This window comes from Allobosea sp. 2RAB26, from assembly GCF_052115465.1.
Lineage (GTDB): Bacteria > Pseudomonadota > Alphaproteobacteria > Rhizobiales > Beijerinckiaceae > Allobosea.
Map to the genome: position 1 here is coordinate 109,047 of NZ_JBFRGS010000008.1, position 19,670 is coordinate 128,716.

16 protein-coding genes and 1 tRNA gene are annotated in these 19,670 nt (G+C 64.0%); 10 read left to right on the forward strand and 7 right to left on the reverse strand.

Annotated elements, in window-relative coordinates:
• Window positions 1-12 precede the first annotated feature (12 nt).
• The 5 genes from AB4118_RS17340 to AB4118_RS17360 all read left to right on the forward strand — a co-directional run bounded on the left by AB4118_RS17340 (window position 13) and on the right by AB4118_RS17360 (window position 7,017).
• Window positions 13-2,211, forward strand: a complete 2,199-nt coding sequence (locus AB4118_RS17340) for a glycoside hydrolase family 5 protein (RefSeq protein ID WP_441490902.1) — start codon at window positions 13-15, stop codon at window positions 2,209-2,211.
• A gap of 346 nt (window positions 2,212-2,557) precedes the next feature.
• Window positions 2,558-3,286 carry an IclR family transcriptional regulator gene (locus AB4118_RS17345; RefSeq protein ID WP_441490903.1) on the forward strand — a complete coding sequence of 243 codons (729 nt, stop codon included), beginning with the start codon at window positions 2,558-2,560 and terminating at the stop codon, window positions 3,284-3,286.
• Window positions 3,287-3,621: 335 nt separating this feature from the next.
• The gene (locus tag AB4118_RS17350; protein WP_441490904.1) at window positions 3,622-4,851 is read left to right on the forward strand and encodes a hypothetical protein; all 1,230 of its coding nucleotides are present in this window, start codon (window positions 3,622-3,624) and stop codon (window positions 4,849-4,851) included.
• Complete coding sequence (locus tag AB4118_RS17355) at window positions 4,848-5,435, forward strand: protein-S-isoprenylcysteine O-methyltransferase (RefSeq protein ID WP_441490905.1); 588 nt, start codon at window positions 4,848-4,850, stop codon at window positions 5,433-5,435. Before AB4118_RS17350 ends, AB4118_RS17355 begins: the two co-directional genes overlap by 4 nt.
• Before the next feature lie 871 nt (window positions 5,436-6,306).
• Complete coding sequence (locus AB4118_RS17360) at window positions 6,307-7,017, forward strand: hypothetical protein (protein WP_441490906.1); 711 nt, start codon at window positions 6,307-6,309, stop codon at window positions 7,015-7,017.
• Window positions 7,018-7,100: 83 nt separating this feature from the next.
• Here AB4118_RS17360 and AB4118_RS17365 read toward each other — a convergent pair whose 3' ends face one another.
• The 5 genes from AB4118_RS17365 to AB4118_RS17385 form a co-directional block, all read right to left on the reverse strand.
• Entirely contained in the window at window positions 7,101-7,565 is a 465-nt protein-coding gene (locus tag AB4118_RS17365) for a L,D-transpeptidase (protein ID WP_441491071.1), read from the reverse strand.
• A gap of 472 nt (window positions 7,566-8,037) precedes the next feature.
• A complete protein-coding gene (locus AB4118_RS17370) occupies window positions 8,038-8,538 on the reverse strand; it encodes a hypothetical protein (RefSeq protein ID WP_441490907.1) in 501 nt (166 codons plus the stop codon).
• A gap of 211 nt (window positions 8,539-8,749) precedes the next feature.
• Window positions 8,750-9,247, reverse strand: coding sequence for a hypothetical protein (locus AB4118_RS17375; RefSeq protein ID WP_441490908.1), 498 nt, complete (start codon window positions 9,245-9,247; stop codon window positions 8,750-8,752).
• Between the two features lie 55 nt (window positions 9,248-9,302).
• Window positions 9,303-10,472 carry a DUF937 domain-containing protein gene (locus AB4118_RS17380; RefSeq protein ID WP_441490909.1) on the reverse strand — a complete coding sequence of 390 codons (1,170 nt, stop codon included), beginning with the start codon at window positions 10,470-10,472 and terminating at the stop codon, window positions 9,303-9,305.
• A 613-nt stretch (window positions 10,473-11,085) separates the two neighbouring features.
• On the reverse strand, window positions 11,086-11,985 hold the full coding sequence (locus AB4118_RS17385; protein ID WP_441490910.1) for a LysR family transcriptional regulator: 900 nt from the start codon (window positions 11,983-11,985) through the stop codon (window positions 11,086-11,088).
• Between the two features lie 127 nt (window positions 11,986-12,112).
• Between AB4118_RS17385 and AB4118_RS17390 the strand changes: the two genes are divergently transcribed.
• From AB4118_RS17390 to AB4118_RS17410, 5 genes are all read left to right on the forward strand, one after another.
• Window positions 12,113-13,117 (forward strand): hydroxyacid dehydrogenase, encoded by a 1,005-nt coding sequence (locus AB4118_RS17390; RefSeq protein WP_441490911.1) that lies wholly within the window; start codon window positions 12,113-12,115, stop codon window positions 13,115-13,117.
• A 49-nt stretch (window positions 13,118-13,166) separates the two neighbouring features.
• The gene (locus AB4118_RS17395; RefSeq protein ID WP_441490912.1) at window positions 13,167-14,135 is read left to right on the forward strand and encodes a Bug family tripartite tricarboxylate transporter substrate binding protein; all 969 of its coding nucleotides are present in this window, start codon (window positions 13,167-13,169) and stop codon (window positions 14,133-14,135) included.
• A 349-nt stretch (window positions 14,136-14,484) separates the two neighbouring features.
• A complete protein-coding gene (locus AB4118_RS17400) occupies window positions 14,485-14,940 on the forward strand; it encodes a tripartite tricarboxylate transporter TctB family protein (protein WP_441490913.1) in 456 nt (151 codons plus the stop codon).
• 3 nt (window positions 14,941-14,943) lie between these two features.
• Window positions 14,944-16,458: a tripartite tricarboxylate transporter permease gene (locus tag AB4118_RS17405; RefSeq protein WP_441490914.1), complete on the forward strand. Its 1,515-nt coding sequence runs from the start codon at window positions 14,944-14,946 to the stop codon at window positions 16,456-16,458.
• 208 nt (window positions 16,459-16,666) lie between these two features.
• Entirely contained in the window at window positions 16,667-17,341 is a 675-nt protein-coding gene (locus AB4118_RS17410) for an RraA family protein (RefSeq protein WP_441490915.1), read from the forward strand.
• 311 nt (window positions 17,342-17,652) lie between these two features.
• Here AB4118_RS17410 and AB4118_RS17415 read toward each other — a convergent pair.
• Both AB4118_RS17415 and recJ read right to left on the reverse strand, forming a co-directional pair.
• Window positions 17,653-17,727: transfer RNA gene (locus tag AB4118_RS17415), tRNA-Glu, on the reverse strand.
• 131 nt (window positions 17,728-17,858) lie between these two features.
• Entirely contained in the window at window positions 17,859-19,661 is a 1,803-nt protein-coding gene (gene recJ / locus AB4118_RS17420; protein ID WP_441490916.1) for a single-stranded-DNA-specific exonuclease RecJ, read from the reverse strand.
• Window positions 19,662-19,670 lie beyond the last annotated feature (9 nt).

Consider the following 19,670-nt stretch of genomic DNA (forward strand, 5'->3'; position numbering starts at 1 on the left):
GGATTGGTCGGCATGAAGAGACTGCTTTCCTCATTGGCTGCGGTGCTGGCGCTTACCGCCAACGCGCCTTGCGCCATCGCCGCCGACCAATGGTTGCCCGTTCGCGAAGTGTCGCTGGAGATCCGCCCCGGCAGCCCGCTCGACTTCTCCGCGCTCCTGCCCAGCCGGGCGATCGGGCCAAAGGGCTCCATCGGCGCGGGCCAGCGGGTGGTGGCGCGGCAGGACGGCCGTCTCGCCCTCGCCCAGGCGCCCGAAGAACCGGAACGCCTGTTCTGCGCCTCTCTGGCATGGAGCCCTGCCTCGGGCGGCTTCCCTGATCGCGCCGGGGCCGACCGCTACGCAGAGCAGCTCGCGCGCCACGGCTACAACATCGCCCGGCTAACCTTCCTTGACGCATCGCTGATGTCTGGCCGCGGCAAGGATTTCGATTTCGACCCCGACACGCTCGACCGCATCCATTATCTGCTCGCCGCGCTGAAGCGGAACGGCATCTACTGGATCATTGACGGAATGACCTCGTGGCGCGGCGCCTATGGCGGCTATGACGACCGCTGGGATCCAGCCGGCAACCTCAAGCTCGCACTGCATCTCGACGACGCCGCCCTCGCCCATTGGAAGACCTTCACCGAAAAATTCCTCGCACGGGTCAATCCCCATACAGGCATCGCGCCGATCCATGACGATGCGCTGGCGCTGGTCATCCTGGTCAATGAGAACGGCATCGAGTTCGAGGGCGTCGTGCAGGACCGGCCCGGCAAGCCACCGTATGACGCGATGCTCGGGACGGCCTTCAATCGCTGGCTGGCGAAGCGCTATGCGTCGACGGCTGCTCTTTCGAAGGCCTGGGGCGGGCTCGGCTGGACCGAGCGACTGGAGAATGGCTCGATCGCACTGCCCGGCAACCGTTACGCCGATAGCGCGCGCATGCGCGACCTGCAGGCCTTCTTCATCGAGGTCGAGACCGAATCCGCCGCAAGGATGAGCCAGGCGCTACGCACGCTTGGCTACAAGGGCCTGATCAGCACCTACAATAACTGGCCGACGATCCAGACCGCCCTCAGCAGGCGTGGCCTCGAAGCCGTGACGATGAATACCTATCACGACTGGATCGGGGGCTATGCGCCCGGCAGCAAGCTGCTCCAGCAGAGCTCGGTTGGCGACGGCGCCAATGCGATGCGTATGATCGCGGCGGCGCGCTGGCTCGGAAAACCGTTCATCGTCAGCGAATACGATCACCTGTTCTGGAATCGCTATCGCTACGAGGGCGGGCTCGTCTTTCCGGCCTATGCCGCACTGCAGGGCTGGGACGTGCTCTGCCGGCACGCCCACGGCCCGATCATTCTCGCCTATGGCGAGCCCTATCCGCACAAGCGGGCCATGCTGCCCTACGCGATCGCACTCGACCCCGTGGCCCGCGCCGGCGAGACCCTCTCCGCACTCCTGTTCAGGCGCGGCGATGTCTCCACCTCCCGGATCACGATCCCGTTCGCGGTTCGCGGCGAGGATGATCTCGGCCCGGACATGCAGGCCCGCGAGCCTGAGAAACTGACGGATCTGGCTCTGGTCGGGCGGATCGGATTGCAGGCCGCCGACCGCATCGGCGAACAGATCGCAGTCCTTCAGCCTCGGGACGCCAATCGCGCGGCTGCGATCATCGACAGGCTGAAGAAGAGCGGCGCGCTCCCGCAAGGAAATGCCACCGATATCGCGGCGGGGCTCTACCAGAGCGACACCGGCGAGATCGTCCTGAGCCGCCCAAGCCGGCAGCTGCGCGTTTCGACGCCCGCGACGGAGGCCCTCGCCTTCTCCGCGCAGAGCCTGCCGGCCAGGCTGGGAACGATGAGCGTCGACGCCGCGGAGGGTGACGGCCTCGTCGCCCTGGCCTCGCTCGACAGGCCGGCCTCCCTCGCCAAGGGCAGCCGCTTCCTGCTGATCTTCGCCACCGATGCCCGCAACACCGGCATGACCTTCCGCGACCGGCAGGAGAAGGTCATCGAGGATTTCGGGCGTCTTCCGGTCCTGATCCGCAAGGGGCAGGTCGATCTGCGGATCAACAGGACGGCGCCGCGATGGCAGCTCTCACCTGTCTCTCTCGACGGAACGGTGAAACCGCCGATCACCCGTGGCACAGGCCCGGTTTCCTTTCGCCTGTCGAACGATCTCCCGACCGGCCCGACGACTTATTTCCTGCTGGAGCTCATGGAAAGCTGACGGCGCTGCCGAGCCCGCTGGCCCTCGATGCCGGCCGCCTCTCTGGTTCGAGAGTGGCGCCCGGACCTGAAACCGCTCTTCGCCGGGCTCAACTTAGCTGGCCACGACATCCTGACGCACCGGCCGTACAAGCACCGTCTGGTCCTCGCAACGGGAGGCTCGCGCGGTCCGTCGCTGCCCTTGCTCTTCAGTGTTGTTTCGGGCAGGTTTCATGGTGTTGCAGACATGAATACTGGCTGAAATCGGCAGGAGAGCGTGAACGACACGCGCCCTGACGTCTGGAATGCCGTTCGGATCTGGGAGTCTGGTGCCCCGCCCTATGGACAGAACACTTCAAGACGGCCTGATGATTCTTGAAGCCTTGGCCAAGAGCGATCAGCCGAGGAGCGTTCGTGATCTGGCGGAGCAGACTGAACTGGGCGAAAGCCACGTTCAAAGCGCTTTGGCCGTCTTTGAGCATGCGGGCTATCTCGCCCGCGAGCCCGACACTGGGCGGTGTGGGCTATCACTGAAATTGTGGGGGCTGGGTGTCGGCCTGTTCGCCCGACTTGAGCTGAAGCGGGAAGCGCAGCGCCACCTCTCCGAACTCGCCCTGCGCACGCGCGAGACCGTGCACCTGTCGGTCCTCGCTGGGGCCGATGTGATCTATATCGATAAAATCGATAGCCCCGAGCCGCTTCATGCCAGCTCCGATGTCGGCGGCAAGGCTCCGGCCCACGCGGTTGCGATCGGAAAGGCGATTCTCGCGTTTCAACCCTCGCATGTCATCGAAGAGATTGGGCGAAATCTTCTCGCCTTCACGCCAAGGACCATCAATAGCCTTGAAGGGCTCGAGCACGAACTGTCAGCGGTCCGCTCGCAGGGCTATGCCGTCAACCTCGGCGAATGGCGCGGCGCCGTCTATGGATTGGCGGCCCCGATCAGGCGCGCCGACGGCGTGGTCGAGGCTGCGGTTGGCGTATCGGGGCCATCGACCCGGCTGACACCCGAGATGATCAAGCTCATGGCGGAGCAGGTCATGGAGGCCGCAGACGAGATATCGCGCGGGCTCGGCTATTCTGGGACCGGGCGGTAGCACCCTATACGGAGCGGACACTGTTCGAGCGAATCAGGCAGAAGGACCGCGACTGCCTCCCCGATCATGCCCGCCTCATGACGGCACGCCCTCGCCGAGCGCTTCATCCGCGGTCACTCATTCCATAGGCCAATACCCCCGGCGGAGAGCCTCTACGTCCTGGGAAATGGGAGCTTCTGCTCGTACGAAGGGGCCGATCGCCTTTCGCGAACACAAAGTGACGTCGTCTGCGTCGTCCACTTGCGCCCTCGGTTGAATCGCTGCTCGCTGGCGCAAGTGCCGGCGATCCACTAACAAACAGCGCAGGCCACGCATTGGGAGCAGGATAGCCGGCGATGGCGGATTCGAATGTTTTCAGGCGTCGCGTGTATCACATCGGCGGCTACGATCATGCGCAGCCCGCGGTCGTGCATGGTCGCTTTGTCAGGGAAACGCGACGTTTTGAGCGTGCGTGGGCGGCCTCCGTGGTTTCGTCGGAGCCTACCAACAGTGATGACGTCTCGACCTGGCAAGTGCTCACGACCGGCCCCAACTGGCGGGTCGAAACCGAGTATTGCGCAATCAGATGGGACGATGTGGTGGAAGCCACGAACAGGCGCCCGATATGGTGGCGCATTCCCCAGGGCCTCCTCGCCTTCGTCGATTTTATCGTGGCCGGAGCGCTCTGGGGCTATCTGCGCGCCAGTTGGCGCTACGCGATGTTCTTCCTCTATCCATTCTTGATTCTGGCGATCATTGCTGCGTTTTCGCTTGCTAGCGGGGTGGCCCTGGCGCGAGCTACCGACTCCAGCGCGATTGGAGCACTGGCAGCAATCGGCGCCTTCCTCCTCTTGTTTCTCGCCGCCGATCGTTGGGTTTATCTGGGGCTTCTCTTTGACGACTGGATCTTTGCCCGCCAGTACATCCGGCGGGGCGATCCGATCCTCGAAGGGCGCCTGCGACGCGTTGCTGCCGATATTGTCGAGGCCAGGCGCAGCGGCTCGGTGGACGAGATTCTCGTCGTCGGACATAGCCTTGGAGCCGTGCTTGCGATCGATCTCATCGACCACGCCATCGAGCTCGGGCTCGAGGAGCAGGACGACCGTCCTCGCCTCACGTTTCTGTCCGTAGGATCGTCGACCCTCAAGATCGGGCTTCATCGCGCCGCCCGTCGTTTCCGCGCCGCGGTCGAGCGCGTGAGCGCCTGCCGCGCCGTGTTCTGGGCCGACTACCAGGCGCGCTCGGACGTGATGAATTTCTACCGGGCCGATCCTCTGCCGCTGATGGGTCTGGCCGCCACGGGCTCACCGATCATTCGCAGCGTCAGCATCAGGCGCATGATTGATCCGGCCCGCTATCCCCGCATTCGCAAGAACTGGTACCGGATGCATTGCCAGTTCGTCAGGGGCAATGATCGGCGCGCGCCGTATGATTATTTCATGTTCGTCTGCGGGCCGCTCTTTGCAGAACAACAGGTCAATGCCAAGGAAGGTGCCATGCAAGCACTCGATGCCGACGGTCGATTTCTCGTTTCCCCCTCCCCGGCCCTGACGGGCGATCACAGCACCGAGGTCGCCAAGCGATGACCCTGAGCATCGCCAAAGCGATCTACGCCCTGCTTGCCGTTGGCTGGTACATCATCCGCATTCCACATGAGCGACGCGCCCGCCGGACCCCGGTTTCCCGGAGCGCCCGCGGGTTGCGGGAAATCATCCTGCTGAGCATTTCGTTCACGGGCCTTGGACTCTTGCCGTTCATCTATGTCGCGACCGGATTCCCGCGCGTTGCGAACTACCCGTTCCAGCCGGCTCTCGCCTGGCTCGGAGCCTTCGCCACGATCGCGGCGCTCATCCTGTTCCACCTCACGCACCGGGCTCTCGGCCGCAACTGGTCCGTGTCTCTGGATCTCCGCGAGAGCCATCGGCTCGTGACGGAGGGCGTGTACCGCTATGTCCGGCACCCCATGTATTCGGCGTTCTGGCTGTGGGCGATTGCCCAGGCTCTCCTGCTGCCCAACTTTATCGCCGGGCTGTCCGGCCTGGTCGGTTTTGGAACGTTGTACTTCTTCCGCGTCGGCCAGGAAGAGCGCCTGATGCTCGATGCGTTCGGTGCGGAATATGGCGACTACATGGCGCGGACCGGGCGCGTCATGCCAAGGTTCCACGCCTGAGGGCAAGGTCACAGTCTCGCGACCTACGCGCGCAGAGGGCTCCGTCGCTCTGGCTCCCAAGAGGGTGAAGCGGCGGAGAACGCCGGATCTGCCCAGGCATTCTGCCGAGTACTCCGCAAGGGAACCGCCTTTGCGATCGGCCCGGTCAACCGAGTGATGAAGGTCAGGTGACATACCGACGCGCTCGTCGCGCGTTGGTGGCGATATTATCGCTACCAGTACGCTGTGCGGCGAAGGATCCATGTCTATTCTGGCGGCGGGCTAAGAGTTCTCTAGCTTCGACCTTGCATAACTCGACTTCGCCTGGACGAAGAATGAACTCCCGCGGTTAAGGGCGTTGCTCGGGAACAATGAGCGAAGCATCGAGGACGCTAGAGCACCTTCGGAAGGTTCAGCCCCTGGAAACCACGAACGTCTTCGCTCCAGCAAAACCCGGCCTTAGCCGATTGAAAGTGCTGAGGATATTTGGAATACTCGACGTTGTGCCGCACTGCCGCGATCCGGGGCAAGGAAGTGGGTTTGGTGTTGCGCATCCGCACTAGTAGCCGAACTTGTTTCAGTCATAGTTGCAATGTTCTCAACGAGGGCGAATCAATGAAAAAGCTTATGATCTTGGCTGTATCCGTTGCGTTGGTGGGCGTTGGTGGCTGCACCACTTATGGTATTGGCAAGGGCAAGGGGAAGGCTCCCCCTCCAGTTGCTTCTCCGATCGTTACGAAGGGCTGACACCCAATATTCTGAAAACGGCCGGAACAATCCGGCCGTTTTCTTCATTTGATTAGAAACTCTTCCGGGAGTTTGATGACACGGCTACTGCTGTTGTCGTGCCTATCGCCGAGGCTGTTCTTCTTCCGGAAACCGGAGCTCTGCGATGCGGAACAAATCAAACAATCTGGCGCGCGCCAGCATTCTCTTTGCTTGTGCTGCTGCCATTTCTTTGCCTCTCTGGCTGGCTCCTGCCAGTGCCCAGGAGGATCGCTACCTGCCTCCTCCCGAGGCCAGCGATGAGGCTATCGCGCCCGACCCACGGCCGACCGGCTCGGTCGGCAGGACGGCATCCCGGCACTCCCGACGGCAGGCTGACCAGCGAAGCGGTCAGTACTTCGTCGAGTTTCGGTCGCGCTATGCACTGAGCTACGGCCATACGTTTCTCGTCTATGGCCGGCTGAACGCGCGGGGCGAAGTCGGCCAGGTTCGGGCAGATCAGGTTGCCGGCCTGCATCCGGCCGGCGAAGGCCCGCAGCTCTGGTCTGTCGGGCACGTCCTTCCCGTTCCAGCGGAGACAGGCCCCAGCGACGGCGACCTGGAGGATGAATACATCTCGGCGCGGTACCGGGTTCTGTTGACCGAAGCCCAGTATCAACGGGTAGCGGCCTATATCAGGCAGAAGCAGCGGAAGCCGACGGCTTGGCATGCCGTGCTCTATAACTGCAACAGATGGGTTGGCGAAGTTGCGCAGTACATGGGCCTGAAGGCCCCTGACAATACAATGCTCTACCCGGCTGAGTACATCGCCAGCCTGCGCGCGGTCAACGCCGGGCGCGCCAGAGACGACGCAATGCCGGCATCCCTTCAGCAGTAAGCCGCGAGGTCATCCCGCTGTTCATTCGCATATGCGCGACGAGCAGCGGGTGGCAACGCCGAAAAGCGCTGCGCGCGTGCCTGTCAGCGCAGGACGATAACCGGCGTACCGACGGCGACGCGGTCGAACAGATCGACGATGTCGTCATTGAACATGCGAAAGCAGCCATAGGACGCGAAGGTGCCTATGGAATCCGGCCTGTTAGTGCCGTGAATCGCGTACTGACCTCCGCCGGACAATGTGAGCGCGCGCGCTCCCATCGGATTTCGTGGGGAGCCTCCCGGGATGACGTCCGGCAGACTTGGGTTGTCCCGCTTGATCTCATCGGGAGGCGACCAGGCAGGCGCAACATGCTTACCCTCGACCTCGACCGCTCCGAGCCATTGCTTGGATGACTTCCCGACCGCTACCTTGTAGCGAATGGCGGTTCCGTCTCCCTGCACCAGGTAAAGCCGCCGTTCCTTTGTCTTGATGACGATGGCGCCTGGCGTCCCATCTCCCTTATATGTAACGGTTTCGCGAGCACTGACTGGGATTGCGACCATCATGGCCGCGAGTACGATGCATGTCCGGAGCACTGCCAAGCTTCCTGCACTCAGATCGTCTGCGTCGCGACGACTTCAACGATCGGTTCATACCAAGGTCTGGTTGATTATTAGTGCATGATTTGGGTTTACTCCAGAGGAAGTGTAACGCGCAGTTTTACGCACGCTCCCGGGAACCAATGAGGTCGGAGTGATGGGCTCTCACCCATGCGCGGCATGATGACAGTTAAGAGTGTCATGCCGGGGTGGACACGGTCGCATTCTACATTGTTTTCGATGCCAGGGCAGCGCCCCCGGCGGCGGAGCCAGGACGACGCCTTCCGCACCGTCGCAGCTTTGTGACTGCCCGCCAGCCAGTCACCGCACGCGGCGGCTCGGATACGGGGCCTCAGTGGTCTGCGCGGGGCACGAACTGCGCAGTAGGATATTCAGCGCGCCGGGACCGACTGCGAACAACGCCACGAGTGACTGCGGATCAGTTTGCCGGGTCGCGAGCCGCCATCGTTTGAACGCCCGCTGGCGGCACGGACGTGTGGGCGCCGGTAGCCGCGCCAACCCGCTGCTGCGTCGCTTTCGACACGAGCCGGGATCGGTTGAGGGCCGTGAAATCGCTGGCGCGATGGCTCTGGCTGGCGCGGCCCTCGAAGACCAGCACGTCCGCATGGGTCACGACGATATCGCCGCGCCGCAAGGTCGGGTCATCCAGATACCAGTATGGATCAACGGCCGGATCGAGTTTGACCACCGGCGCGGTCGGCTTGGACGCCACGAGTTTGCGCGGCTGCTGCCGCCGCTTGGGGTGGACGGTCACGCTCAGCGGCGCGGGTGGAACGAAATAGACTTGCGGGGGCGGCCGGGGTTGCCCGAACAGTGCGCGCGCCAGGTCATCCAGGAGACCGGCGGATTGGGCGGGCTGGGCCACAAGAAAGCTGGTCATGCCAATGATGAGCAGCCTACAGCTTCGCGCAAGTTTCATAGGCCCATCCTCGCGAACTGATCGCCTGGGCACGGTGCACCCCAAGCCTGCGACGACGGTTTCGACTCATTGCGCCGCGGGCCGGATTGCACCCAGGCCAACTCTCCCGCCCTTCGAAAGGGCTCATGGGCTGCGCCGCCGTGCAGCGCTCCCTGGCAACTCAGTCAATCTCCTATCTCATTCACGCATGCGCTTGTGTGATGCGTCTCACTCAAGCGGCGCTCAGCGCCTTTGCCACATCGGTCAGGGTGGCCTTCTCCGCCGCGCTGACCTGGGTTCCCCCAAACCCGATGAAGCCGCCTTCGCTCGAGGCCTCCGCCACCGTCTCTGCCACATGCGAGAGCCATGTCTTGAATGCAGGAGCTTCGGTCGGGGCCTTGGCGTCGACGATTTGCGCTACGCGCGTCAGCATTGCCAGAATGCTCTGCTTCGCATCTGCCGGGGTCTTTCCTGCCAGTTCGGCGCGAAGCGACTCGCGTGCCTCGCCGCGCCCTTCCGAGCTCTCCATGTCGGCAACAATGGCTTTCGCAAGCTCGCCCGCGTCCGCGTCGCTCCTGGCGCTCAGAAGCGCACGCCCGCTGGCCAGGCTCTCCTTGAACACGCCCCACAGCCCGTTAGGCTCGGCAAGCGTGACCGCCATGCCGGCCAATAGCGGGCTGCCCAGGATCAATTTCCATTCATCTGCTCCAAAGTTCGCCTTGATCGCCATCACGGCCTCCTGCGCTCGGCGCGCTATCGAAACATCACGAACGGCCTGCCTCGCGCTAGGCCCGCGCCAGCGCGTCGAGATTCGCCCGCACACCATCGATCGTCGGCTTGGCGATCTCGGCCACGCCGGGGATCGCCAGCACCTTGGTGAACAGGTCCTCCAGCGACGGCCTGACGGCGCCGATCAAGGCCGTCAGCGCGGAGCGGCTGCTGGCAGGCAGCTGACTGGCCACGCCGTTGACCTTGTCGAACTGGGCTGCCGCGCCCTGCAACCGTGGCAGCGCCGCCTTTGCTGAGGCCGCGTCCGTAACGCCCTTGAGCGCGCTTGCGAGCCCATCAATCGCCGTTTGAATCTCGGTCCCGACGTTTACGCCGCCGGCAGTCACGTTCTGCAGGGACTGCAGCGCTTGCGTTGCCACGGCGCCTGCCTGTCCAATAGCGGTTTGAGCCGGCAGCACCGGCTGAGTTGCCACAGGCCTGGGCTGTTCAACGACGACGGGCGCATGACGCCCGAAGAACCACCAGCCTACCGCAAGCACCGCAAGGATCGGCAAGGCCCATGTCAGCCACCCCGGCATTCCGCCGGTTCTCGCCTGTGCCGCCGCACGATCGGCCATGGCGCCGGTCGTGGACGCTGTCGACCTTGCAGTGTCCGCGACAGTGCTCGCGCCACTGCCGACAGCGCCGAGAAGGCCAGCTTTGCCAAGCATGTCAGCAAAGCCCGCGGGCAAGGCAGCCGAGATGTTCGCCTTCTGTGACGTCAACATCTGGGCGAGGCCTGACGCATCCAATCCCGCCGCCGACTTCTGTTGCCCCAGTGCTCCCATCACGGCCGGCGTCAAAAGGCCAAGTAACGAGGAGCTTGCCCCGCCGCCGAGGCCCGCGAATTTCGAGATCGCGCCAGCAAGTCCGGACATCGCCGAACCTCCGAGGAGCGAGGAGAGCATATTCGTACCGCTGTCGGCGACTGTCTTCTGGTCAGAGCCGCCGATCATGCTGGCGAGACTGTCAAGCATTCCCGGATTCTGCTGCGAAACCGTGTCGAACAATTTGCGTGATCCCTCCGGCGTAGATGCGACACCCGTAAGCGTCGCCAGCAAGCCGGGGACAGCGGCGTTGGTCGCCTTGCCAACCGAAGACTGGTCCACGCCCAATGATGCAGCCAGCTTGGACATCAGATCAGGCGACAGGAACTGCATGATGATTGATACGAGATTGATGCTCATGGCGGGTTACTCCGCTGAAGTAGACGCATGAACACGCCAATACGAGAAATTTCTGCAGGTTATATCGTCGTATAAGATTGAATTATTTCAATTTACTGTCGGAAATTTGGCCTCAAGCGAAGTATGGATACGGAATTGAGACCGATAAACGATCGTCACTACCGAGAAAAGGCACTGCGCCTGATCCCGGACGAGCAGCTCGGCAGGGATGTTATTACAGAATGAGGGTGCTCTTTTCTCTGATGAGAACTTACGGCACAAGTATCGCTCAAGCGTCATTCCAATCGGCAACAGGCACGCGGAATGGCAACTGCGCAGCAGTATCAGCGCTCGGCGAGATTACACCCTTGCAGGCTTGGCCGCAATTAAGAAGACCTGACTGCTCGCTGATCGGTTCGCAGCGGACCAGCGGCCAGCAGTGGGGCGAGTTCCCCCAGCGTTCATGAACGCATAACCTCGGGTGTCACTCCAGTCGTCGCGGAATGCGCCTCCACTTGAGTCAGTCACTGTGAGATGCGGCCACGTCCAACGGGCTAGACCCCTCGCAGCGGAGGCTCCCTTCGGCACCCGGATGAGACCGATCGGAATGAGTGCCGCACGAATGGCGTTCCCCTCACGCGCCGCCGAGAGGGCCCAGGTCGCGCGCGATCAGGCTATAGAGCGCCTGTGCCGCCGGGGTCAGCGTTTCCCCGTGCCGCCGGATCACGGAGACTGGCCGGTCGATGACGGGGTCCACCAGCGGGATCTGGGCGAGGTCCGGGCGCAGGTTCTCGACGATCGAGGCGACCAGGATCGCCACGCCCAGACCTTCGGACGCCAGCCCGATCGCGCTCGAGAAGTACTCGACGACGAACTTGGTCCTGACCTCGATGCCTGAGCGGGCGAGCTGGGCTTCCATGAGCAGCCTGTTGCCGCTGCTGCCGCCGAGCGTGATCAGGTCGAAATCCGCAAGTTCTGCCCAGGCTATGGCCGCTTTTCCGGCGAGCGGGTGGTCGGTGCGGCAATAGGCGACGAAGGGATCGCGAACCAGGACCTCGTTATGGAGGTCCGGCTGGTTCGGCGGCTGCACATGCAGGCCAAACTCCGCCTGGCGTCGGCGCACTGCTTCGATGACCAGGATGCTGGTCCGGTCGAGGATCTCGACGCGATTATGCGGATGCTGCACGGCATAGGTCCGCAGAATGCGCGGCAGGCGCCCATACATCAGCGACGGTACCGAGGCGATCGCGATGTCGCCTGTAGAAAAGCGCGAGATCGTCTTCAGCCGGTCGAAGGATCGGCCGACCTCGTCGACCATGCGCTTGGCCTCCGGCAGGAACTCCCGGCCGATGCTCGTCAGCGCCACCGTGCGGGTCGTGCGGTCCAGCAGCTTGAGGCCGACATGACTCTCGAGCCTTTGGATGCGGCGCGTCAGCCCGGTCTGGGTGACATGCAGCTTTTCGGCCGCCTTGTTGAAGCTGCCGAGCTCGGCGATCTGGATGAACGCCTCGACCCCGTCGATCGGATGTTTCATGCGGAAAGATCATCGATATATGTCATTATTTCAGCATACGAGTGGCTGCCCATCGGTCAATAGTGTTGGGGAAGGCGCGGCACCTGGCATCACCCGGGGACAGAAAGCGCCACGAGGAAACGCACCGATGATCGATACCCGTGTCGCCACGCGTGGCAGACGCGTGCTTGTCACGCATGACCGGTTGGCCGAAGGCGCCATCCAGCTTCTCAACGCCCATGACGTCGATGTCTTCTTCTCGCCCGCCTATGCCGCGCCGGATCTCGTGGCCCAGCGGGTTGCCGAGCTGCAGGTCGATGCGCTGATCGTCCGACAGGGCCGCGTCGATGACACGATCATCGCCGCCTCGCCCAGGCTCAGGGTCATCGCGAAGCACGGTGTCGGCGTCGACAACATCGATCTTCACGCGGCGGCATCGCGGAATATCCCTGTCATTCGCGCCATGGGCTCGAACTCGCGCGCCGTTGCCGAACACACGATCGCGCTGTCGCTGGCGTTGTTGAAGGACATTCCTCGCCTCGATCGGGCCGTGAAGGGTGGCGAGTGGCCGAAGCCCAGTTTCCTAGGGCGGGACATCGCCAGCACCGTGATGGGCCTTGTCGGCTTCGGCGCGATCGGCCAGGAGGTCGCGCGGATCGCCACCGGGCTTGGCATGCCCGTGATCATGCACGACCCCCATGCCCAACGCGAGATCGCGCAGTTTGGAAACGGGGGCAATCGTGATCTGGAAAGCCTGCTCGCGGAAGCCGATATCGTCAGCTTGCATTGCCCGCTGACCAACGCGACGCGAAATCTCCTCAATGCGGAGCGCTTCGGCCTGATGAAGCCGACATCCTTCGTCGTCAACACGGCGCGCGGTGGCCTGATCAGTGAGCCGGCTCTCTTTGAGGCGCTGCGCGAGGGCAGGATCGCCGGCGCCGGCCTCGACAGTTTCGCGCTCGAGCCGCCAGCCAAGGACAACCCGCTCTGGACTTTGCCCAACCTGATCGTGACCCCGCATATCGCCGGCGTGACACAGGGTTCGGCCAAGGCCATGGCAGAAATCGCGGCCCAGCACGTCATTTCGGTGCTGGACGGCAACGCAGCCGATGCACGCAGCTTGGCAAGGCTCGCGGAACTCGCTGCGGAATGAACCTAGCGCACGAAGCCGGGCAAACAGAAACAACCGGGAGGAGACGAACATGAGGATTGCCTACAAAGCCCTCGCGGGACTGGCGCTATCGGCGCTGACGTCGGTGGCGCATGCGCAGCAATATCCGGACAAGGCCATCCGGATGATCGTGCCATTTCCTCCCGGCGGCGGGACCGATGTCGTGGCCAGGGTCGTGGCGGCCAAGCTCAGCGAAACGACCGGCTGGACGGTGGTGCCCGAGAACAAGCCCGGCAGCGGCGGCAGCGTCGGCCTAGGCCTAGCCGGCAAGGCCAAGCCCGACGGCTATACGATCGTGCTGGCGCAGAACGCCAACATGGTCATCAACCCAATCCTCGGAAAGGCGAACTACGACCCGATCGCGGATTTCACCCCGATCGCGCTCACCGCGTCGGCGCCGCAGGTGATGGTCGTCGCCAAGGATTCGCCGATCAAGTCGGTCAGGGATCTCCTGAACACAGCAAAGGACAAGCCCAACGCCATTAAGTTCGCGACGCCCGGCGTCGGAACCAGCTCGCATCTTGCCGGCGAGTTGCTGCAGCAGCGGACTGCGGTGAAGTTCCTGCACGTGCCCTACAAGGGCACAGGGCAGGCCGTTCCCGATCTCCTCGGCGGGCGCGTCGACGTCTATGTCGCCTCGGTGCCCTCGGCGATGTCTCATATCAAGGAGGGCACGATGCGCCCGCTCGCGATCTTCGCGAAGGCCCGCAGCTCCGACCTGCCGGAGGTTCCGACCTTCGAGGAGCTTGGCGTCAAGGATTCTGAGGCCGTGACATGGTGGGGCGTGGCCGCCCCCGCCGGCACGCCTCACGCGATCGTCGCGCGCCTGAACACCGAGATCAACAAGATCCTGCAGATGCCGGACACGAAGGAGAAGCTCAGGGCGGCTGGCGCCGAGGCGATCGGCGGCACCGCACAGGAGTTCTCCGCCCTGATCAAATCGGACGTGCCGAAATGGACCGCGGTCATCAAAACCGCCGACGTCAAGGCTGACGACTAGGGCCGGGTTGGCGGCGGCCATTGCCTTGCGCTCGGGATTGCCGGCGCCGCCTGCACTCTCGGGCGCCTGCCCGAAAGGCGGCTCACTGCGGCATCGATCAGCGCCTGTTCCGGTGTTCAGGGCTGGCAGGTCGCAATCGGCGCGGTGAAGCAGCCATTGCGAGGTCCTGAAGGTCGGGCCTGAACTGCCGTGACACTCTGCAGCCAGACCAAGATCCTCGGATTGGCTCGCCCGGCAATATAGGGCCGGGACCATCCGGGAATGAGGCCTTTGGCTGCCGGGTTTGCGCCAAGGCGTGGCCCCGAAAGCCCGCTCGTTGCGACCCCGATGCCGGAGCATGGAGATCCTGATGAAATCGGATGTGATGAGAAACAAGGATGTCCTGTCCGGGCTCCTATTCATGGGCCTGGGTTCGATCGCGCTCCATATCTCGCTCGATTACCGCTTCGGCAGCACGGTGCGGATGGGGCCGGGCTATTTCCCAAAAATCCTGAGCGGCCTGCTGATCGCGTTCGGCGTCGCCATCCTGATCAAGGGATTGAGGCAGGGCGGAAACCTGGCCGGTCCATGGTCCTGGGCTCCGCTTTTCCTACTGACCCTGGCCATGGTGCTGTTCGGCTTCACGATCGAGCGCCTTGGGTTCCTGCCCGCGCTGGCGCTCATGTTCCTGGTCGCGGCCTATGCCGGCAACGAGTTCAGGCTGCGCGAAGTCTTCGTGCTGACCGCCGTGATGAGCTCTTTCGCCGTGATCGTCTTCATCTGGGGCCTGAAGCTGCCCTATCCGCTCTTCGCCTGGAATTTCTGAGCCATGGAGATGCTCGAACATTTCGCGCTCGGGTTCGGCGTCGCCATGACGGTCCAGAACCTGACCTATTGCCTTCTGGGCGTCGCGCTCGGAACGCTGATCGGCGTGCTGCCCGGGGTCGGGCCGCTGGTCACGATCTCGATGCTGCTGCCGATAACCTTCGGGCTCCCCCCGGTCTCGGCGCTGATCATGCTGTCGGGCATCTATTATGGCGCCCAGTATGGCGGCTCCACCACCGCCATCCTCGTCAACCTGCCGGGCGAAACGTCGTCGGCCGTGACATGTCTCGACGGCTACCAGATGGCTCGGAACGGCCGGGCCGGGGCAGCTCTCGCCACGGCTGCGATTTCGTCCTTCGTTGCCGGCTGCATCGGCACGCTGCTGATCGTGCTGCTCGGTACGCCGCTCGCGGGATGGGCGCTGCAGTTCGGCGCGCCTGAGTATTTCTCGCTGATGGTGATGGGGCTCGTTTCGGCATCGGTGCTGTCGCATGGCGACATGCTCAAGGCGCTTGCCATGGTTGTCGTGGGCCTGCTCCTCGGCCTTATCGGCACTGACGTGAACTCGGGCATGGAACGATACACGTTCGGCCTGCCCGAACTTGCCGGCGGCATCGGCTTCACGGTTCTGGCGGTCGGCATATTCGCCTTGTCGGAAGTCGTGATGAATCTGGAGCAAAAAGAAGAGCGCGGCATCTTCAAGGCGAATATCGCCGGACTTATGCCAAGCCTGTCCGATCTGAAGGCGATCACCCTGCCGACCCTGCGCGGAACCGCGATCGGTTCGTTCTTCGGCATCCTGCCGGGTACCGGTCCTTCAATCTCGTCCTTCTCGGCCTATATGCTCGAGAAGAAGCTGGCACGGGATCCCTCGCGCTTCGGTCAGGGTGCGATCGAGGGCGTCGCGGCTCCCGAGGCTGCGAACAATGCCGCCGCCCAGACGGCCTTCATACCGACGCTCACGCTGGGAATTCCCGGAAGCGCCACGATGGCGCTGATCCTCGGCGCGCTCGTGATGAACGGCGTCCAGCCGGGACCGACGGTCATGACCCGCAACCCGGAGCTGTTCTGGGGCGTCATCGCCAGCATGTTCATCGGAAACGTCATGCTGGTGGCGCTCAACCTGCCGCTGGTTGGAATCTGGGTGCGGCTGCTGAGCGTGCCTTATCGCTGGCTCTTCCCGTCGATCATCATGTTCTGCGCGGTCGGCAATTACAGCATCAACGGCAGCGCGATCGACGTCTATCTCTGTGCCGGCATCGGCGTGCTCGGCTACGTTCTGGCCAAGCTCGACTGCCCGCCTGCGCCCCTGGTGCTCGGCTTCGTGCTCGGCCCCCTGATGGAAGAGAGCATCCGTCGCGCTCTGCTCCTGTCGCAAGGCGATTTCACGGTCTTCCTCACCAGCCCGATCAGCCTCGGCTTCCTCATCGTGACGATGCTGCTTCTCGGCAGCATGGTCCTGCCCGCGATCCGCCGGGGCAAGGAGCGCGTCGACCGCGAAGAGGCCGGCGCGACATAGAGCATGCTGCGAAAAGTGGCAACGGCTTTTCGCAGCATGCTCTAAACTATTAGATTCGATCACGTTTTCTGCGTTTTGACGATTTCGTCCAAACGCAGCGTGATCGAGCCGGCCTCGCCCGTCATTGCCCCAAACGGGGCAATCCCTCGGCGCCACCACGGATGCATCTCGACCCCGGCTGGCTGGCGCAGACAGCAAAGGATAGCTCATGCTCGGATTTCGGATTCTCAAGCGTCGCCGCCAGGTCGACAGCAGCCTCATCGCGCGTTTCCGCGCGTTGCCGGTGGCCAATGTCAGCGATTCGATGTCGCGGATGACGGCGGGCGGCGCTTCGCTTCGCCCGCTTCATCGCGGCGGCGTCATGGCCGGGCCGGCCATCACCGTCAAGACACGCCCCGGCGACAACCTGATGATCCACAAGGCGCTCGATCTCGCCGCCCCCGGTGATGTCATCGTCGTGGATGCGGGTGGCGATCTCACGAACTCGCTGATCGGCGAACTCATGATCTCGCATGCGCAGACGCGTGGCATCGCCGGCATCGTGCTCCACGGAGCAGTGCGCGATGCCGCCTGGATCCGCGAGAACGACCTGCCGATCTTCGCAGCGGGCATCAGCCATCGCGGCCCCTACAAGGACGGGCCGGGCGAGATCAACGTTCCGATCTCGATCGAGGGCATGGTGATCGAGCCCGGCGATCTCGTCATTGGCGATGACGACGGCATTCTCTGTGTGCCCTTCGACCACGCCGACGCGATCTATGAAGCCGCGCGCAAGAAGCACGAGGCGGAAGAAAAGAAGATGCTGGCGATCAAAGAGGGCAAGGACGATCGGAGTTGGATCGATGCAACTCTTGCCCGCCTGGGATGCGCCATCGAAGCCTGACAGCGGCAAGCTGCACCCGCGTCGTCATCCCCCGCGGTCGGCTCGTCCGCCTGGGGAGATGACGCCGTTCGTTCCCGGCGACGAGCCGATGGTCACGAGGACGGGCTCAGTGGCTCGTATCTGAGATCAACAATAGAATCGTCTCACGAAGGGGAAGCGACGGCACGGCCCTCTCCTGCTGCCCACGCGCTGCGTCGGCGACCTGACACGATGCCTCTGCAGCACGGTGCAAGGGGGCATCGTAGGCACGTCCCGGCCGCCCTTCAGCGAATATCCCGATTTTTCAGATATTTAACACCCCATAAGGAGTGTGGCGCGGCCTACGGGAGTCGAACCCGTCTCCCCAGCGTGAAAGGCTGGTGTCCTAACCGATAGACGAAGGCCGCAAGGCTTCGGTTGCAATTCGTTGCAACCCATCGGAAGCGGGGCGAGCTATAGTGCGACATTCCCGGATCGGCAAGCCTGAGTTTGGCAAATTCTCGACGCCAGATAGCAGTCATGCACAGGCCAGATGGGCTCACACCACCCGGGCAAGATCGATCACCCGCACTTCCACGGTTTCCTTGCCGCCCCAGCGGTTAAGGGTGAGGCTTGCGGCCAGATGCACGCTTTCGCCGCGTGCGGCCAGTAGCGCACGGCCCAGCGGTTCCTGGGCCACGCGGAAGGCAATACCGCCGATCGTGGCGCCATCGCCGCTGCGGAGCTTGATCCTGACATGGCCGCCGCTGCCGATCTCGACGGCATCGACCAGGCGATGCGAGGGAAAGACGAAGACGGGCTCGGGGCAGCCGGCGCCATAGGGGCCGGCCTTCTCGATTTCCGCCAGCAGGCGGGGATTGGCGCCGCCCGCGCTCATCGCCGCATCGACGAGCAGCGATTCCGATTCGCGCGCCTGGGCGACCTCCGGAGCGAGACGTTCGGCGAGAAAGGCATGGAAGGCCGTATCCTGCCCCGGGGCCAGCGTGACGCCGGCCGCCATGGCGTGGCCGCCGCCTTTCACCGCAAGCCCCGCGTCCACCGCCTGCCTGACGGCGCGGCCGAGATCGACGCCGGCGACCGAACGGCCCGAGCCGGTCGCGCCGCCCTCCCCGTTCTGCGCCAGCGCAAAGGCTGGGCGGCGAAAACGCTCCTTGAGGCGCGCCGCGACGAGACCGACGATGCCGGGATGCCAGTCGGCCGAACGCGCCAGCAGGACCGACAGGTCCTCAGCTTTCGTCAAGGCGTAGTCGGCCTGCGCCACCGCCTCCTCGACGGCGAGCTTCTCGATCTCCTGCCGCTCCTGATTCAGGCGGTTGAGTTCGGCGGCGATGCTGCGCGCCTCGATCTCGTCGGCAGTCATCAGCAGCCGCGCGCCAAGGCCGGCATCGCCGATGCGTCCACCCGCATTAATGCGCGGCCCGAGCAGGAACCCGAGATGCCAGGGCTGGACAGGGCCATCGAGCCCGGCGACGTCGAGCAAGGACGCGAGGCCCGCCCGCGTGCGGCCGCGCAGCATCGCGATGCCCTGCCGGACGAAGGCGCGGTTCAACCCCTTGAGCGGCACGACATCGGCAACGGTCGCAAGTGCGACGACATCAAGCGAGGCGAGCAGATCCGGCTCGGCGCCACGCTGCGCCCAGAAGCCCTGCCGACGCAGTTCTCGGGCGGTCGCGACCAGCGTCAGGAAAACGACCCCGGCGGCGCAGAGATGGCCGAGCCCCGAGAGATCGTCCTGCCGGTTCGGATTCACCAGCGCCTCGACCTGCGGAAGCTGTTCAGGCGCCTGGTGATGGTCGAGCACGACGACATCCAGGCCGAGCCGGCGCGCTTCTGCCAGCGGTTCATGGCTGGTCGTGCCGCAATCGACCGTGACGAGCAGCGTCGCCCCCTCGGTGGCCAGCATGCGGATGGCTTCGCTGTTGGGGCCGTACCCCTCGATCAGCCGGTCCGGAATGTGAATGCGCGGCCGGGCGCCGGCATCGCGCAGAAAACCCGCCAGCAGGGCGGAGGAACAGGCGCCGTCGACGTCGTAGTCCCCGAAGATCGCGACGGCCTCTCGTGTTGCAACCGCGTTTGCCAGGCGCGCGGCAGCCGCATCCATGCCGACCAGGGTCGAGGGGTCGGGCAGGAGATCGCGCAGCTTCGGCTCGAGATAGCGCATGGCATCGGCAGCCTCGACGCCGCGGCCGGCAAGCACGCGTGCCACGATATCGGGGAGCCCTTCGACCTGCGAGAGGGCCTCGGCACGGCCGAGCCCTGCGGCATCGAGCCGATCACGCCAGATGCGGCCGAGCGCCGAGCTGGTGACACCGAGAAAAGGGCGCTGGGCAATCATATTCATACCCAAGGG

Coding starts and splice junctions, on each gene's coding strand:
- AB4118_RS17390 (WP_441490911.1), top strand. CDS start 12,113: ATGATCGATACCCGTGTCGCCACGCGTGGCAGACGCGTGCTTGTCACG.
- AB4118_RS17380 (WP_441490909.1), bottom strand. CDS start 10,472: ATGAGCATCAATCTCGTATCAATCATCATGCAGTTCCTGTCGCCTGAT.
- AB4118_RS17340 (WP_441490902.1), top strand. CDS start 13: ATGAAGAGACTGCTTTCCTCATTGGCTGCGGTGCTGGCGCTTACCGCC.
- AB4118_RS17360 (WP_441490906.1), top strand. CDS start 6,307: ATGCGGAACAAATCAAACAATCTGGCGCGCGCCAGCATTCTCTTTGCT.
- AB4118_RS17355 (WP_441490905.1), top strand. CDS start 4,848: ATGACCCTGAGCATCGCCAAAGCGATCTACGCCCTGCTTGCCGTTGGC.
- recJ (WP_441490916.1), bottom strand. CDS start 19,661: ATGAATATGATTGCCCAGCGCCCTTTTCTCGGTGTCACCAGCTCGGCG.
- AB4118_RS17365 (WP_441491071.1), bottom strand. CDS start 7,565: ATGATGGTCGCAATCCCAGTCAGTGCTCGCGAAACCGTTACATATAAG.
- AB4118_RS17370 (WP_441490907.1), bottom strand. CDS start 8,538: ATGAAACTTGCGCGAAGCTGTAGGCTGCTCATCATTGGCATGACCAGC.
- AB4118_RS17405 (WP_441490914.1), top strand. CDS start 14,944: ATGGAGATGCTCGAACATTTCGCGCTCGGGTTCGGCGTCGCCATGACG.
- AB4118_RS17410 (WP_441490915.1), top strand. CDS start 16,667: ATGCTCGGATTTCGGATTCTCAAGCGTCGCCGCCAGGTCGACAGCAGC.
- AB4118_RS17375 (WP_441490908.1), bottom strand. CDS start 9,247: ATGGCGATCAAGGCGAACTTTGGAGCAGATGAATGGAAATTGATCCTG.
- AB4118_RS17400 (WP_441490913.1), top strand. CDS start 14,485: ATGAAATCGGATGTGATGAGAAACAAGGATGTCCTGTCCGGGCTCCTA.
- AB4118_RS17350 (WP_441490904.1), top strand. CDS start 3,622: ATGGCGGATTCGAATGTTTTCAGGCGTCGCGTGTATCACATCGGCGGC.
- AB4118_RS17385 (WP_441490910.1), bottom strand. CDS start 11,985: ATGAAACATCCGATCGACGGGGTCGAGGCGTTCATCCAGATCGCCGAG.
- AB4118_RS17345 (WP_441490903.1), top strand. CDS start 2,558: ATGATTCTTGAAGCCTTGGCCAAGAGCGATCAGCCGAGGAGCGTTCGT.
- AB4118_RS17395 (WP_441490912.1), top strand. CDS start 13,167: ATGAGGATTGCCTACAAAGCCCTCGCGGGACTGGCGCTATCGGCGCTG.